At 50.2% G+C, this 15,028-nt stretch carries 13 protein-coding genes; 9 read left to right on the forward strand and 4 right to left on the reverse strand.

Going from position 1 to position 15,028, the window contains the following annotated elements; all coding sequences use genetic code 11:
* The coding region (locus HOK28_21270) for a hypothetical protein (protein ID MBT6435639.1) at positions 1-335 on the reverse strand (335 nt) is incomplete at its 3' end.
* A gap of 295 nt (positions 336-630) precedes the next feature.
* Between HOK28_21270 and HOK28_21275 the strand changes: the two genes are divergently transcribed.
* From HOK28_21275 to HOK28_21310, 8 genes are all read left to right on the forward strand, one after another.
* Positions 631-1,956, forward strand: a complete 1,326-nt coding sequence (locus tag HOK28_21275) for an ABC transporter substrate-binding protein (GenBank protein ID MBT6435640.1) — start codon at positions 631-633, stop codon at positions 1,954-1,956.
* Between the two features lie 15 nt (positions 1,957-1,971).
* A complete protein-coding gene (locus HOK28_21280) occupies positions 1,972-2,757 on the forward strand; it encodes an ABC transporter ATP-binding protein (protein MBT6435641.1) in 786 nt (261 codons plus the stop codon).
* A complete protein-coding gene (locus HOK28_21285; protein ID MBT6435642.1) occupies positions 2,754-3,524 on the forward strand; it encodes an ABC transporter ATP-binding protein in 771 nt (256 codons plus the stop codon). The genes HOK28_21280 and HOK28_21285 overlap by 4 nt, the downstream gene beginning before the upstream one ends.
* Complete coding sequence (locus HOK28_21290; GenBank protein ID MBT6435643.1) at positions 3,524-5,338, forward strand: AMP-binding protein; 1,815 nt, start codon at positions 3,524-3,526, stop codon at positions 5,336-5,338. The genes HOK28_21285 and HOK28_21290 overlap by 1 nt, the downstream gene beginning before the upstream one ends.
* Positions 5,339-5,341: 3 nt before the next feature.
* Positions 5,342-6,289: a branched-chain amino acid ABC transporter permease gene (locus HOK28_21295; protein MBT6435644.1), complete on the forward strand. Its 948-nt coding sequence runs from the start codon at positions 5,342-5,344 to the stop codon at positions 6,287-6,289.
* Complete coding sequence (locus HOK28_21300; GenBank protein ID MBT6435645.1) at positions 6,289-7,377, forward strand: branched-chain amino acid ABC transporter permease; 1,089 nt, start codon at positions 6,289-6,291, stop codon at positions 7,375-7,377. Before HOK28_21295 ends, HOK28_21300 begins: the two co-directional genes overlap by 1 nt.
* A gap of 40 nt (positions 7,378-7,417) precedes the next feature.
* A complete protein-coding gene (locus tag HOK28_21305) occupies positions 7,418-8,392 on the forward strand; it encodes a hypothetical protein (protein MBT6435646.1) in 975 nt (324 codons plus the stop codon).
* Between the two features lie 174 nt (positions 8,393-8,566).
* The gene (locus HOK28_21310; GenBank protein MBT6435647.1) at positions 8,567-11,449 is read left to right on the forward strand and encodes a hypothetical protein; all 2,883 of its coding nucleotides are present in this window, start codon (positions 8,567-8,569) and stop codon (positions 11,447-11,449) included.
* Positions 11,450-11,565: 116 nt separating this feature from the next.
* Here the strand turns inward: HOK28_21310 and HOK28_21315 are convergent, their stop codons facing one another.
* From HOK28_21315 to HOK28_21325, 3 genes are all read right to left on the reverse strand, one after another.
* Positions 11,566-11,961: a hypothetical protein gene (locus tag HOK28_21315; GenBank protein MBT6435648.1), complete on the reverse strand. Its 396-nt coding sequence runs from the start codon at positions 11,959-11,961 to the stop codon at positions 11,566-11,568.
* Positions 11,962-12,023: 62 nt separating this feature from the next.
* On the reverse strand, positions 12,024-13,127 hold the full coding sequence (gene serC, locus HOK28_21320; protein MBT6435649.1) for a 3-phosphoserine/phosphohydroxythreonine transaminase: 1,104 nt from the start codon (positions 13,125-13,127) through the stop codon (positions 12,024-12,026).
* Entirely contained in the window at positions 13,124-14,332 is a 1,209-nt protein-coding gene (locus HOK28_21325; protein MBT6435650.1) for a hydroxyacid dehydrogenase, read from the reverse strand. Before HOK28_21325 ends, serC begins: the two co-directional genes overlap by 4 nt.
* A gap of 265 nt (positions 14,333-14,597) precedes the next feature.
* Here HOK28_21325 and HOK28_21330 point away from each other — a divergent pair.
* On the forward strand, positions 14,598-15,028 hold a 431-nt coding region (locus HOK28_21330; protein MBT6435651.1), incomplete at its 3' end, for a hypothetical protein.

A 15,028-nucleotide genomic window follows, 5' to 3' on the forward strand; every position in this document is an offset into this window, starting at 1 on the left:
GCGCTAAAAGATAAGCCGCCGATACCATCGAGCAGGAGCGGGAAAAGTGGACTGTCTTGCGGCTTTTGAACCGTAAGAATAGGTTCGTTAAACATCAGTAAGCCGCCCGGCTGTATATTGAGTTTGGTTTGCCCCGCTTTATTGGCCAACGCAGTCATGCGCTGCACAAAGTTATCAATGGCTTTTTGAGTATTTTGATGCTCGGTCCCGAATAACTTTCTCGTTTTGAGAGCCGCGGTGAATGCGCTCACCACATCGTAACCCATGGCGATAAGTACAGGGTCAACCGCAAAGTCCTCTTCGTACTCCACGCTATGATTCGAATCGAATGTCATCTCTCTTTAATTTACTGCAAACTGGAGGGTGAACCAAAACCTAATCGCTTGACCATTTAATTTGATGATATTGAACTTGCTCAACTTAGATCGCCACCCGGCAGGGTATAAGTGACTGTTATTGCACGATAAAGTGTTTCTTCAGCGAATGACGCACCTTGACGAGGACTCGGGAACGTCCTATCTCCTAACTCGCGGTCCGGGGTTTAAATGGGCCGTTTTTATGATTCAGCTCTAAGGCGAGCAGTGGGAAATGCTCACTCAGCTTGTTTTCGAGCGCATTGAGGGGAATTCGATGAAGAAATGTCGTGCGAGTTGGATAGCACTCGGTTGTGCTTTGGGACTTATGATTGGATGTCAAACGGAGGCGCCAGCGCCTGAGGCAGTCAAAGCCGATGCTCCGGCGAAAGCGGAAGCCGCAGTTCGTGGCGTAGACGCTGCGAACAAAGTCATCCGTGTGGGAGCGCTTAATGATGAAAGCGGTCCAGCTGCAGTTATCGGTAAGCCGTTTGCAGCGGGCAAGCGTATTTTAGCCGCGCAGGTAAATGCCGGTGGAACCGATATCCTGCCGGAGGGTTGGAAGGTTGAGTTGGTCGAGAAAGACCACGGCTACAACCCAGGTAAAGCAGAAGCTGCATATAAAGAAATTAAGGACCAAGTTTTGTTCATTGGTACAAGTTTCGGTACTCCGAATACCTTGCCGCTTCGTCCATACCTGCAGCAAGACAACATGGTTGCATTTCCTGCATCCTTGTCTTCGGCCATGGCGAATTTTGAACACACACCACCTGCAGGTGCTTCTTACACACTTGAAGCCATGCGCGCGATGGACTGGATTGTTGAAAGTGCGGGCGGCGCAGACAAGGTTAAAGTTGGTATCATCTATGACCAAACCGATTATGGTAAAGATGGTTATGCCGGCCTGAAAGCGGCAGCAGAGCATTACAAGACGACCATTGCGGCTGAGCAAACCATTGCTCCTGGGCAAAAAGACTTTACGGCAGTCATCGGTGCTTTGAAGCAAGCGGGCGCAACTCACGTCCTCCTTACAGTGTTGGCATCTTCAACAGGTCCTATCTTGGGTACGTCGGCTAAGATGGGCTATATGCCAACTTGGGTTGGACAAACTCCAAGCTGGATTGATCCCTTTTTCGCTCATCCACAACTTCCTGCTCAAATTTTCGGGAAGTTTGTCTGGCTCTCGGGAATGCCTTTTTGGGGCGAGGCTGTTCCAGGAATGGATACTTTTCTCGCAGCGTATGAAAAGTACGGTAAGCCTATGAAGGCTCGCCCTGACTTTTATACGATGATGTCTTATATTCAGGGTCGTCTTGCACTCGAAGCAGCCAACTTGGCTCTCAAAGCAGAAGGCGGCGCGTTGAATCCAGATTCATACATGACAGCGCTTCGAGGCATCGATGGCTGGAATGCGGGTGGCATGATTAAGCCTATCAGCTTAAAGAGCTTCCCGTATGCCACAGCAACTCAGGTTCGAATCTTAAAGCCTGATTTTGAGAAAAAATCTTGGAACGTTGTTGCCGATTATGCAGAAGCAGCATCGATGGCAAAGCCGGAAGCACCTGCAGCTAAAGAAGCTCCAGAAGCAGCACCGGCCAAGTAAGGGCCACTGCCAATTATGTTATCCATCACCAACCTAGAGGTCGTATACCACTCGGTCGTGTTGGTACTTAAAGGCATCAGTTTGAATGTGCCCGAGGGGAGTATCGTAGCTCTCCTCGGGCCAAACGGCGCGGGCAAAACCACAGCCCTCCGAGCCATTTCTGGCTTACTCTCGATTCATGACGGCCAAATAACCAAAGGCGATATAACGCTAAACGGCAGCTCGCTCGCGAGCACAGGGCCTGCGTCCATCGTTGCGCAAGGAGTTGGTCAGGCCATGGAAGGCCGACGCATATTTGCCGATTTAAGTGTTGAGGAAAATTTATTAGCCGGTGCTTATGGTCGCTCAACTCAGGCGATTCGCGAAGACATGGCTAAGTTTTATGAGCGCTTCACTATTCTGGGTGAGAGGCGCCACCAAGCCGCAGGTTACCTCTCTGGCGGCGAACAACAGATGCTTGCGATTGCCAGGGCACTGATGTCAAAGCCAAAGCTCCTATTATTAGACGAGCCATCCTTGGGTCTCGCACCACGCGTTGTTGCAGATGTAGCGAATTTGATTCGCGCGATTCGAGACGAAGGTGTCAGCATTCTTTTGGTTGAGCAAAATGCAGCACTTGCTCTGGAACTTTCTGATTACGGCTACGTTTTGGAAAACGGTAAGATTGTAACGGATGGTCCCGCAGCCCAGCTTGCTGCTGATGAAGACATTCGTGAATTTTATATGGGCATGGGAACAGAGTCTGCCGTGAACTATCGAAATATTAAGCGCTACAGACGACGGAAAAGGTGGCTTTCATGAGCCTTCTAAGTATTGAAGGTCTTCGTTTGTCTTTTGCCGGTGTACGTGCGCTCGACGGTGTTTCATTGAAACTTGAAGAAGGGGAAGTTGCGGCCGTGATTGGTCCAAACGGGGCAGGGAAAACTTCCTTGTTCAACTGCATCTCTGGGCTCTATCAGCCACAAGAAGGACAAATTCTTTTTGCCGGTGAAAACCTCAGAGGTTTACCGCCGCACACGATTGCAGCCCGCGGGGTTGCACGAACGTTCCAAAACCTAGCTTTGTTTGAGCACTTGACCGTCTTGGAAAACCTGCAGCTGGGCCGTCATCATTTGATGAAAAATAAATGGTGGAATGACATTTTTTTTACGGGGCATACACGCCGCGAGGAAACACGACACAGATTAAGGGTAGAGGAAATTATCGATTTTCTCGATTTGGCCCGTTACCGTGCCATGCCCGCAGGCATCTTGCCCTATGGCGTTCTCAAGCGAGTCGAATTGGGGCGCGCCTTATGTATGGAGCCTAAATTACTCCTGCTTGATGAGCCAGCGGCTGGTCTCAACCAGGAGGCCACTGAGGATTTGGCCCGTTGCATTTTGGATATCAAAGAAGAGCTTGGTGTAACGCTTTTGTTAATCGAGCACGATATGCGCTTTGTCATGCAGTTGGCCGACTCCATCACGGTACTCGATTTTGGTAAGCAAATTACTCATGGCAAACCAGCGGAGGTTCAAAAACACCCCGATGTGATCGCAGCCTATACGGGTGTGGGCGGAGCTCACTGATGGAGAACCTACCACAAACCTTGCCTGCATGCTTGGAGCAATTTGCGACAGATCATCCCAACAGGGTGGCACTTCGGCAAAAGGAGCTGGGGTTATGGAAAGAGATTTCATGGTCGACCTACGCAGCGGCGGTTCGTGCGACTGCCCGCGTTCTCTCGGAATGGGGTGTGGGAGCAGGTGACCATGTGGCTATTCTGGCCGATAATCGTCCCGAATGGCTTTACGTTGATTTAGCTGCCCAAAGTCTTGGTGCCAGCAGCGTAGGTATTTATCAAACGAATCCACCCGATGATGTAGAGTACGTCCTCAATCACAGCGGTGCGAAATTGATATTCTGTGAAGATCAAGAGCAGGTTGATAAGTGCATGCTCATTGGTGACAAGATACCCCATATCGAACGAATTGTGATGTTTGACCCTAGAGGTACGCGTCACTACGAGGATGCGAGGTTGTCTAAGTGGGTCGACGCTTTGGCCCTTGGCGAGAAGCTGATGGCCAACGAAGCGCAGTGGTACGACGTTCGCGTTAAGCAAATGGACCCAAAAGCTCCCGCCATGGTGATTTACACATCAGGAACAACGGGTCAGCCTAAAGGTGCGATGATTTCGAACTACAATGTTTTGGCACTTGCCCGAGAAGCTTCCAAAATGCTCGGCGCAGACCATCGCGATTTCCTACTTTCGTATTTGCCACTTTGTCATGTTGCTGAAAAAATATTTAGCCTCTTTCTACCACTAACAACGGGAGCCGTTGTTCATTTTGGTGAATCTATCGAAACCGTTCAGCAGGATTTAGCCGAGGTGTCGCCGACTATTTTTCTAGGTGTTCCGCGTATCTGGGAAAAGATGCACGCTCAGGTCACGCTCAAAATGCAGGATGCCTCTTGGTTAAAGCGTGCGCTTTACCATTTCTTTGTTCCTCGAGGAGAAGCGATTGCGAAGAGAAAACGAGAGGGGCAAGCTGCTTTGCTTGACCGATTTGTTGCCAAGATTGGTGACCTTCTTGTTTTTAGACCGTTGCAGGAACGTCTCGGGCTTCGGCGTTGCCGAATTCCTGTGAGTGGAGCCGCACCGATTTCTCCAGAACTTCTGCACTGGTTTCACGGCATTGGTGTTGCCGTGGGTGAAGGTTACGGTCAAACCGAATCAACAGGTGTTAGCTTTGTGAGTCAACCGGATGCAATTCGCATTGGTACGGTTGGTCAATTGATTCCCGGGATGGAATCCAAAATCGCTGAGGATGGCGAAATTTTATTAAAAGGAGCTGCAGTGTTTTGCGGCTACTTGCACAACGAAGAATCTACTCGGCAAACCATCGATGATGATGGCTGGCTGCATACCGGTGATATCGGCGAAGTCGACAGTGACGGTTACCTCTCGATCACGGGGCGGAAAAAAGAGATTATTATTACGGCGGGTGGTAAAAATCTCTCCCCTGAAAAAATTGAAAACAGCATGAAGAACAGCGCCTATATCAAGGAAGCTGTGGCGATTGGCGACGCTCGAAAATTCATATCGGCCCTGGTCTTAGTAGATTACCATGCGGTCAGCGATTGGGCTTCTCGGCGCGATATAGCGCACACGTCACTCATCGATTTGGTTGGCCATGATGAAGTGCAAGATCTGGTGCGAGCTGAGATTGAAAAGGGCAACCAGAATCTAGCGCGTGTTGAGCAAGTTCGTTCGTTTCGACTCTTTGATAAAGAACTCCATCAAGACGATGGGGAATTAACCGCCACTCAAAAGGTGCGGCGCAGCGCGATTACCGAAAAGTATGCACAACTCATCGACTCGATGTACACAAGGACACCCTAAGCTGTGGAAGAGTTTACTCAATACCTAACGAGCGGTTTAGCGCTTGGCGCAATCTATGGATTGGTCGCTTTAGGCTTTGTCGTGATTTATCGAGCATCTCAGGTGTTTAACTTCGCACACGGCGAACTCTTAACCTTTGGCGCGGTGATGATGGTTTATCTCAGTGCGCCACCTGCTGCAGATGTGGGCAGTGGCCTTGGGGCTCCGACCGTAAGTGGATTAGGTTTACCTTGGGGATTGGCCCTTGTTCTCTCCATGGTGTTTACAGGGCTGATCGCAACGGGAATTGAGCGTGTGGGGCTTCGGCCTTTGGTGGGACGACCTGTTTTTGTTCCAATCATCGTCACGCTATTTGTGGGCGCGGTTTTACGAACCATCGTTATGTTGGTTTTTGGAAACGATGCGATGCCTCTCTTGACGCCCTGGGATTCAATGGGCGCGTTTCGGTTTGGAACGGCAATACTCGACTTCAATTCAATGGGCGCTATTGTGGCAGGTGCTTTGGCTTTCATCGGTTTCGGTCTCCTGATTCGCTACACTCGATTGGGCGTCGCGATGCGTGCCACGGCAAGCGATCAAGAAACATCGCTTGGACTCGGTATTCCGGTGGGCAAGATCTTGGGGTTGACCTGGTTTATTGCGGGGGCGTTTGCAGCCTTAGCCGGTATCTTTTTAGGAATACGAGATTACAGCGTAGATATGAACCTCGGCTTTATTGCGCTTCGAGCATTTCCGGCAGTGATTGTTGGAGGTCTTGATTCGGCAGTTGGGGCAGTGGTGGCAGGTCTTTTATTAGGCGTGCTGGAGGTGATGACTGCGGCCTATGTTAATGCAGCATTGGGACCGATGGGTAAGAACCTTCATACGGTTTTCCCTTATCTGGTGATGATCGTATTTTTGGTTGTTAGACCCTATGGGCTTTTTGGAACGACGAAAGTGGAGCGGGTGTAATGCCGACAAAACCTTTAACCACCAAATACAGCGATGAATTAAAGCTTTTCCCCGATATGTGGCACCGGGTTGGCATCGTTGTAGTGTGTTTGGCGGTGGTACTTGTGCCGCTTGTTGCCAATGCCCACTGGCTCAACATTGCTAACAATGCATTGATTGCTGTGGTTGGAGCAGTGGGAATGATGGTGTTAACGGGTTTCGCCGGTCAGGTGAGCCTCGGGCACGCAGCCTTTTTAGCGGTTGGCGCATATGGAGCAGCCATCTTCTCATTAGAACTCGGTCTTCCATTTTGGTTATGCGTTCCTATTTCGGGATTGCTAGCAGCGCTTGTTGGCTTAAGCGTGGGTCCTTTCGCCCTTCGGTTGGAAGGGCTTTACCTTGCCATCGTTACCATCGGCTTAATGTTTCTAGTGGAGCACATGTTACGCAATGGGTTGGAGATGGCATACGGTAAGGATTACTTGAGTGTACCCATGCACAGCTTTTTCTCAGAGTCGGGTGTCACGGGACTCGGCGACTTTCGAAGCTCCTGGAGAATTGGGGATTATGTAATCGATGCAGATCGAAAGATTTATTTCGTGTTTACGATTATTGCGGGTCTTGTGGTTTGGATGGGCAAAAATCTACAGCGGAGTAATTCCGGACGCGCAATGATGGCGGTTCGGGACGGCGAATTGGCTTCGGCGGCACTGGGCGTAAATGGGGCGCGGGCAAAAATGACAGCCTTTGGCGTCTCGTCGTTTATCGCAGGTGTTGCCGGGGCGATGTATGCTTTCGCTCACCCTGTTTTGACGCTTGAACCTTTTGGGTTGAAGATGAGCGTCGATTTCATCGCCATGGTCGTTTTGGGTGGAATCGGAACGATGTTTGGCGCGGTGTGGGGAGCTTTAGCTTTTACTGTTCTACAGCCGGTGGCTGAACTCTTAGGCGGCTTATTGCCATTCCCTCCTTCATTCACATCAGAACATCAATCGGTTCTTATTTTCTTTCCCACGCTCTGTTTGTTTCTGATATTTGAACCGTTTGGGCTCTTGGGAATTTGGTTGCGCCTTAAGCGTTATTTTATTGCCTGGCCATTTCGTTACTAGAGTGTGAGGCGATAGTGAGTTGCTAGGAGCATTGAGTACCATGAGAAAACTAAAGTCTTTTACAGTATTGATCGGTCTCGTGGCTTTGGTTTCAGGTTGCGCCACTTCGACAACCGCTCCGAAAGCTGTTGCGGAGTTGAGTGGGCCAGCACCGCTTATGCTCTGGAAGGTTACTTCCGACAAAAGGCCCTCGGACGGATACATACTTGGCTCAGTGCACTTGGGGCGCAGTTCTGATTCCGAAATGGATAGTGCAATACGGGAAGCATACGAGAGCAGTGTCGCTTTGATCGTCGAGGTGGATGAAGACCGTTACGATTCCTCGGAGATTCAACAATTGACGATGATGAAGGCGGCTTACCCTCGTGGCGACAGTATTATTAATCACGTATCTACGGACACCTTGGCGCTCTTGGGTCAGACTTTTTCTAAAATAGGTCTGCCCGTTAAACACTTCATGCGTTTTAAGCCGTGGTTTTTATCACTAACCGCCAGTGTGTTGGTAATGACTCGGGCGGGGTACTCCCCAGACAATGGTATCGATAAAAGATTCATTACCCGTGCTCGTGCTGAAAAAAAGCCCATCGGGGAACTTGAGAGTCCTGAGTACCAGATAGATGTTTTGTCGTCTCTGGCCCCAGAGCAAGATGAAGAGAATATGCGACACACCCTCGCGCACATCGATGAGATTGGTTCAGAGATTGAGAAAATTAGAAATGCCTACTTCACGGGCAATGTCGAGGCGATGGCCGAGATTGTAAGTTCGCCGAGCGAGGAGAACCAAGGGGTCAAAGAGTACATGGAAAAAGTCATGTATTCCCGGAATCGAACCATGTCTCAAAGCATCGATCGTTTACTTATGGACCCAGGTCCGTACTTTATCGTGATCGGCGTCGGTCACCTGGTTGGCGATAGAACTGTCCTGAATTATCTCAAAGATAAAGGATACGGGATTGAGCGTGTCGTTCCGAAGGGGATTCCTAAAATCTCTAATGAGCCAACGAATATTCCGTAATTACGGCTAAAGTGTAGGCAGATGTCGGATGTAGGTATACATGAGATATATGATCCTAGGTGAGAATAAAACTTACATTTATAATCGTGACAATAATAATCAAATAGACCTTCTTGATCAGGGGGTCTAGTCTTCCACCATGCAGGAAAAGCCCCAACCCTGCTGGAGTAAGATATGAACCACCGATTTAATGTTTCGCGGAAGCTGTGTACTGCTGTAACAGGTTCCTTTGCCTTAAAACTCTCCCTACTTTTGTCCGTTTTGATGGCTTTGGTTGCTGGACCCGCTTGGGCCGTACAAACCCCAGAGCATCTCCATGGCGAAGAGGGTTTACTCTTAAACGACGGCACCCGTACCCGCGTGGCGCGTGACAGTTCCTGGCAAATGCCTCAAGCGGCATCCAAGGGCTGGGAAACTTTTAAGAATTCTCCAGCAATCGCTGAAGCCTTTCGAGCAAACCCATCTGCCTGGAAGGCTCTTTGGGACAATTCGACGGTTGTTCCGACACGTCTCTTTGGTAAAGGGATCGCAGCTCCAGGCAGTATGGCCTCTGAAGCAGCAGCCGAGGCAGCATCGCGCGCCTTCTTAACTGAGCATATCGAGCTCTTGGCCCCTGGCGCAGTATCAACTGACTTCAGGTTGGTATCCAACCACCTCGGTGGAGACATGCGTACCGTTGGATTTTTTCAATACAAAAACGACCTTCGCGTCTTGGGGGGTCAACTAAGCTTTCGGTTTAAAAATGACCGCTTGTTTGTGATCGGCAGTGAGGCTTTGCCAAATGTGCAAGCACGAGAACTTACTTCTTCACTCTCTTCCCAAAAAGCGAAGAATATCGCCAACGCATGGATAGTAAAGCAGACCGGTTCAACTGTTCGCGCGGCAGATGTCGAAGGTCCATTTGTTCTACCTATCCTTCGAAGTGGTCAAGCACCTCAGTACGAAACAGTTGTGCGCGTCACGGTTGATGCAAAAGATCCTGTTGGCAAGTGGGAAGTCTTCCTTGACGCCAAGACTGGACAAGAGCTGGCAAGAGAGCAAATGCTCAAGTTTGCCACCAGCAATATCCAGCTTAATACCCCTGAGCGGTGGCCGGGTGGAGCACTCATTGAGCGTCCGGCTCAAGTTTTAAGAACACGCATTGACGACAGTACCTATTATACAGATGCAGAAGGCAACGTAGACATTGGAGACAACGAGTCGGCGATGGCCACCCTGAAAGTGACCGGACCTTATGTGAATGTGCGCAACTCCGGCGGTGATGACATCGAGCAGGATCAAGAACTTGTGGCTGATGGAACCTTTATTTGGGACCGCAGTGAGAACGAGTATGATGATGCGCAACTCTCGGCCTTTCAGGCGGCGACTATTGCGAAGAACCAAGCTCAAGTTTTGGCGCCGGAAATGCGTTGGCTCACAGATGACCCACTGAATGTTTACGTTAATATGGAAGATGGCAATTGCAATGCCTATTCTGATGGTACCGATATCCACTTTTATGCAGGCAGCAACCAGTGTGCGAATACCGGGCGCTTAAACGATGTTGTCATGCATGAATTCGGTCACTCTTTTCACGCCCATGCAATCATCTGGGGCGCCGGTGATTTCGATGGTGCACTGAGTGAAGGTGCCTCGGATTACTGGTCGGCAACCGTTAACAACGATCCAGGAATGGGACGGGGCTTCTTCAATTCGAATTCGCCTTTACGTCACCTCGATAACCGTAATTACGTTTGGCCAGATGACATCGACTCCGACACCCACCAAACAGGTCTCATCTTTGGCGGCGCAATGTGGGATTTACGTAAGAAGCTGGTAGAACTGATGGGCGCGGAAGAGGGCAGAGCGTATTCTGATAAACTTTTCTACGCAGCTCTCCAGCGCGCTTCGGATATTTCAGTAACATATGTTGAAGTACTCGCAGCCGACGATGACGATGGCGACTTAACAAACGGTACGGCGAATCTTTGTACAATTGTTGATGCTTTTTCACTTCACGGCTTAGCAGATCCTGAACTCAGCGGCGTCCTTGGGCGTCCGACTATGGAAAATCTAAAAGTAAGCGTTACAACTTCCCCAAGCCAATGTCCTGGAATGGGACTGAGCAATGTCCGCGTTGTTTGGCGCTGGGAAGGTGAAGAACGTGAAGAGGGTGCATCCCTGGTCGGTGAAGGAAACCGCTTAGAAGCTGAAATCCCAGCCGCTGAGCTTGGAAAAGTCGTCTACTTCAAGATTGAAGCTGAGCAGGAAAACGGAACTCGGCTTGTGTACCCGAAGAACCCAGCGGACCCTTGGTACCAAGAGTTCCACGGTGAGGTTATTCCGATTTACTGTACCGACTTCGAAAGCGAAGCTGATTTGGTGGCATGGGAAGATGAGCTTTTAGCGGGTGAAGAGCGTGAAGGTGCAAACGATTGGATGCATGGAAGTCCTCAGAGTACACCAGGCAGCGGCGATCCAACGAGTGCTTTCTCTGGCGACCAAGTTGTTGGTAACGATTTGGGCGGTGGTGAGTACAACGGTATGTATCAGCCAGATAAGCGTAACGTTTTAATCAGCCCCTCCATCAACGTGGGCGCTTATAAAAACGTTCATTTACAGTACCGTCGTTGGTTAAACGTTGAAGATGGTGAATTTGACCAAGCAACGATTTACGCCAACGACACCCCGGTGTGGACAAATCTAGCTACCGGAGCAAACGGTGATACTCACCACGAAGATAAAGAGTGGCGTTTCCACAGCATCGACGTGAGTGAGCAGCTTTACCGGGGCGGCGTTCAGATTAAGTACGAGATCCAGTCGGATGGCGGACTTGAAATGGGTGGCTGGACCATTGATGACTTCTGTATCGTAGCTTTTGTAGAGCCAGAACCTGAACCGGTTGAAGATCCAACCGGCGGTCAAGGTACAGGCAGCGGCGACGGTGAAGATGGAATCAGCGGCGAAGAAAAAGGCGGCTGCAGCTCTACCGGATCTGATGGCAACCTTTGGATGCTCTTGATGGTGGTTGGTGCGATGTCTTTGACAAGACGACGCCGAGTGCGCGTGCGTATCTAGCCTTAACAAGTAAATGATTCATGAAGAAAGCGGAAGAGCCTTGGTTCTTCCGCTTTTTTTTTGCTTTTAAGTAGCAGGTCGAAGTTTGTTTCACCGAACCGGTGAAGTTAGCTGCTTCAGCCGGCAGGCCCGCATTGAGAGGCGACTTTAGGATTGAAGTATTGTGCTAAAAAGTCGTCCGAGAAATTGTCCCGTGCAATGGCCGGCTCGATGGTGAGTGCTTGGTTTAGCCAGTATTGAGAAATCTTAGCGCTTGGGTGAGTGACGGCCAGTACTTTCACCAGCCCCGCTGCAAGTTCTCTTTCATGGCTCGTCCACAACCGGTTGATCGCGCGGTGGTACATGTTGGGTAGAGCCGGCTCATTACCGCGGCCCAGGTGTTCAAGCAGTGGGTCAAGGTTCTCGGCTTTGAGAGTTCGCTGAATAGCCTTTTCAAGTGGGTTATTGAGCGCGAGAAATAAGAGCCCAATAAAAAGAACACTTACGAAGCCTATTGAGAGTACGCTGGTCATTTGAAAATTGTCTCCCATACTTAACGGACTTGTCTAGGGACCTTGTGACAAGAGTCGCCGATTTAGCCGTTCTTCGCTTCGAAATCTTTCATGAAACTAACGAGTGCTTCCACACTTTCCATAGTACATGCATTGTAAGTACTGGCGCGGATGCCACCGACAGAGCGGTGCCCTTTCAGTGCTTTGAGTCCTGCAGCATCGGCCTGTGCGATGAACATTTTTTCGAGTTCCTCGTTTGGTCCGCGCCAAGTGACATTCATCAACGAGCGGCTGCCATCGACTGCGTAGGGTGTCCAAAAATCTGTACCATCGAGTGCACCATACAGGTGAGCAGCTTTCTCGTCATTTCGAGCGGCCATCTCTGTTACACCGCCGTTGTCTTGAATCCAGGCGAGAACACGTTCAAGCGCGAAGATGCCAAAGGTGTTGGGTGTGTTAAAAAGAGACTCTTTGTCTACCATCAGGCCGTAGTCCAGCATGGCGGGAAGCCCGCCTGGTCGGCTTTGGCCCACAGTGCGGCTGCGCTCAACGGCCCAAGGTGAAAGAATAACAACAGTGACTCCACTTGGTCCTAGATTTTTCTGAGCGCCAGCGTAAATCACTGCGTGCTTTGAAACATCGACTGGCCGACTGCAGATATCGCTGGACATATCAGCAACCAGAGGCGTGTTGCCGGCATCTGGAGTGTATGCGAACTGTGTTCCGAAGATGGTATTGTTGGTTGTGTAATGAAGGTACGCTGCATTATCACTTAGAGAGTAATCGTCTTGTTTTGGGACATGGTTGAATACGCCGTCTTCCGTGGTCCAGATGCTCTCGGAGGCTGAGCAACGCTTCGCCTCTTTAAGAGATTTTTGACTCCATGCACCCGTGAGAATGTAGTCCCCGCGGTCGTCTGCACCCAATAGGTTCAGAGCGCTCATATAAAACTGTAAGCTTGCGCCACCTTGTAGAAATAAGACCGAGTAGTCTTTTGGCACATTGAGAATTGCGCGCAGCCGGCTCTCGGCCGATTTCGCCACGTTGTCAAATTGCTTACTGCGGTGGGAGATTTCCATCAATCCCGCTTCGGTATCTTCAAACTCGGTCAGTACACCTTGAAGCGACTCGAGGACAGGAAGGGGAAGGGCGGCAGGGCCTGCGGAAAAGTTATGCGCGCGGGTCATGAGTTCTCCAAATTCACAAGTGACGTGCTGAACACGTCGGGGTTTGAATCAATAGTCGATAATGAGGCAGCACTGGGTGGATCGGCCAATTGGATACGGGCACAAGCAGCCGCGCCTTTAAAAATAATGTTTTCCATTTGCTGAACGTTGATACCTTCTTCTTTAAGTTGATTCAGAAGGTTGGCCAAAACGCCGACTTTATCCACGTGACGGACGATGAGTGCGTGAGTTGCTGGAGTTGATTCTGCGATGTTTACGCAGTTGGGTACCCAGCCCTCTTCTCGGAAAATGCGAATGATGCGAAATACCTCGTCGCCTACGGCTTCAGAAGCTTGGTCTGTACTCGCTCCAATATGGTGGGTGCCATAGACGCTGGCTTCTTGGGTTAGCGGTGAAGTGAACTCACTGTCACCGGCACCCGGTTCGTTGGCAAATACATCAAGACCTGCTCGAAGTTTCTTGGCTTTGATGGCCTCAACCAAGGCTTCTTCGTCAACCATCTCGCCGCGGGATGTATTGATGATATAGGCGCCGGTTTTAACAGCCGCCAACACCGCGGTATTCACGATACCTTTTGTTTCGTCGGTAAGCGCGAGGTGAACCGTTAGTGCATCGGCATCTTTTGCTGCGTCAACCGGCGTGGCTGCGTAATCAACACCGAGGGCCGCAGCTTTTTCAGGTGTGAGCGAGCGGCTCCACGCTTGAACTTTCATTCCGAAGGCCAACGCGCGGGTAATGACCTCTTGTCCAATTTGGCCGGTTCCAAGTACGGCAAGGGTTCTGCCACTTAAACCTCGGGCTTTTGAAAACTTTTTCTTGGCCCATTTTTGTTCTCGTAAATGTTGGACATTATCAGCCAATCGCCGGTCACAATTAATGAGGTGACCCATGGTTAACTCAGCTACGGCGACCGCGTTTTTACCCGGACAATTCGCAACATAAATCCCGCGGTCACTGGCAAGAGCGACATTAATGGTGTTGGTACCAGCTCCCGCTCGAATGATGACAGCCAGATTATCGGCGGCTTGAAGCTGCTCAGACTGAACTTTGGTCGAGCGAACAACCAAAACATTGGGGTTGTGTTCCTTAAGCGCTGCGGTGAGGCTCTCGTCTTTGAGCGCTGGGTCTACCACCACTTTTGTGCCTAAATCACCAAGGGCTTGGGTCACATGTTCTGATAATTTATCGGCCAGGAGGATTTTCATTGGATTTCCTTACGCAAATTCCCTGGAGTTCTAACGCGTTGGCCTAGCAGCCGCAATCCCGGCTGGTCGGTCAATATCGGGTCATTTTGAGGGGAAAAGGCCATTTATCGCCTTTAAAACCATCAACTGATCCAAAATTGTCAATAAATTTGGGAGCATAGAGTTTTTCACATAAAGTTACGAGGGTGATCTGTCGGTGACTGAGATGTAGGAGCGCTTTGAGCAGGATACTCTGCTTAAGCCTCCAAGATAGAGGTAGAAGGTAATGGCCAAGCACGTTCTGATATTGAACGATGACGAAAATTCGCTTGGGGAGCTAATCGAAGCGCTCGCCAATGCGGGCTATACCGCCTTCAACACCACCGATGCAGACGATTGTATCGACCAGTTTGAGATTGTGAAGGCCGAACTCTTGTTTTTGAGCCTCAAGACCATGGGGGCCCTCGATTCCGTACAAGTCGTTCGAATGGACCCCAGCGGTGCCGCGGTTCCTATCATTTTCACCGGGGATGGATCCGAGGGTATCAAGAATACCGGTGCCGCAAAGCAGCGCGGAGGTGATGACTTTCTAAAAGTCCCACTCGACCTTGGAACTGCGTTGTCGAAAGTCAAAGAGATGATTGGGGTTGGCGAAGGTTCGCCAGTACCTATCCCAGAAGCACCCGAGCCAGCACCCGAGCCCGAGCCCGAGCCAGA

It is taken from the genome of Deltaproteobacteria bacterium (genome assembly GCA_018668695.1).
Lineage (GTDB): Bacteria > Myxococcota > XYA12-FULL-58-9 > XYA12-FULL-58-9 > JABJBS01 > JABJBS01.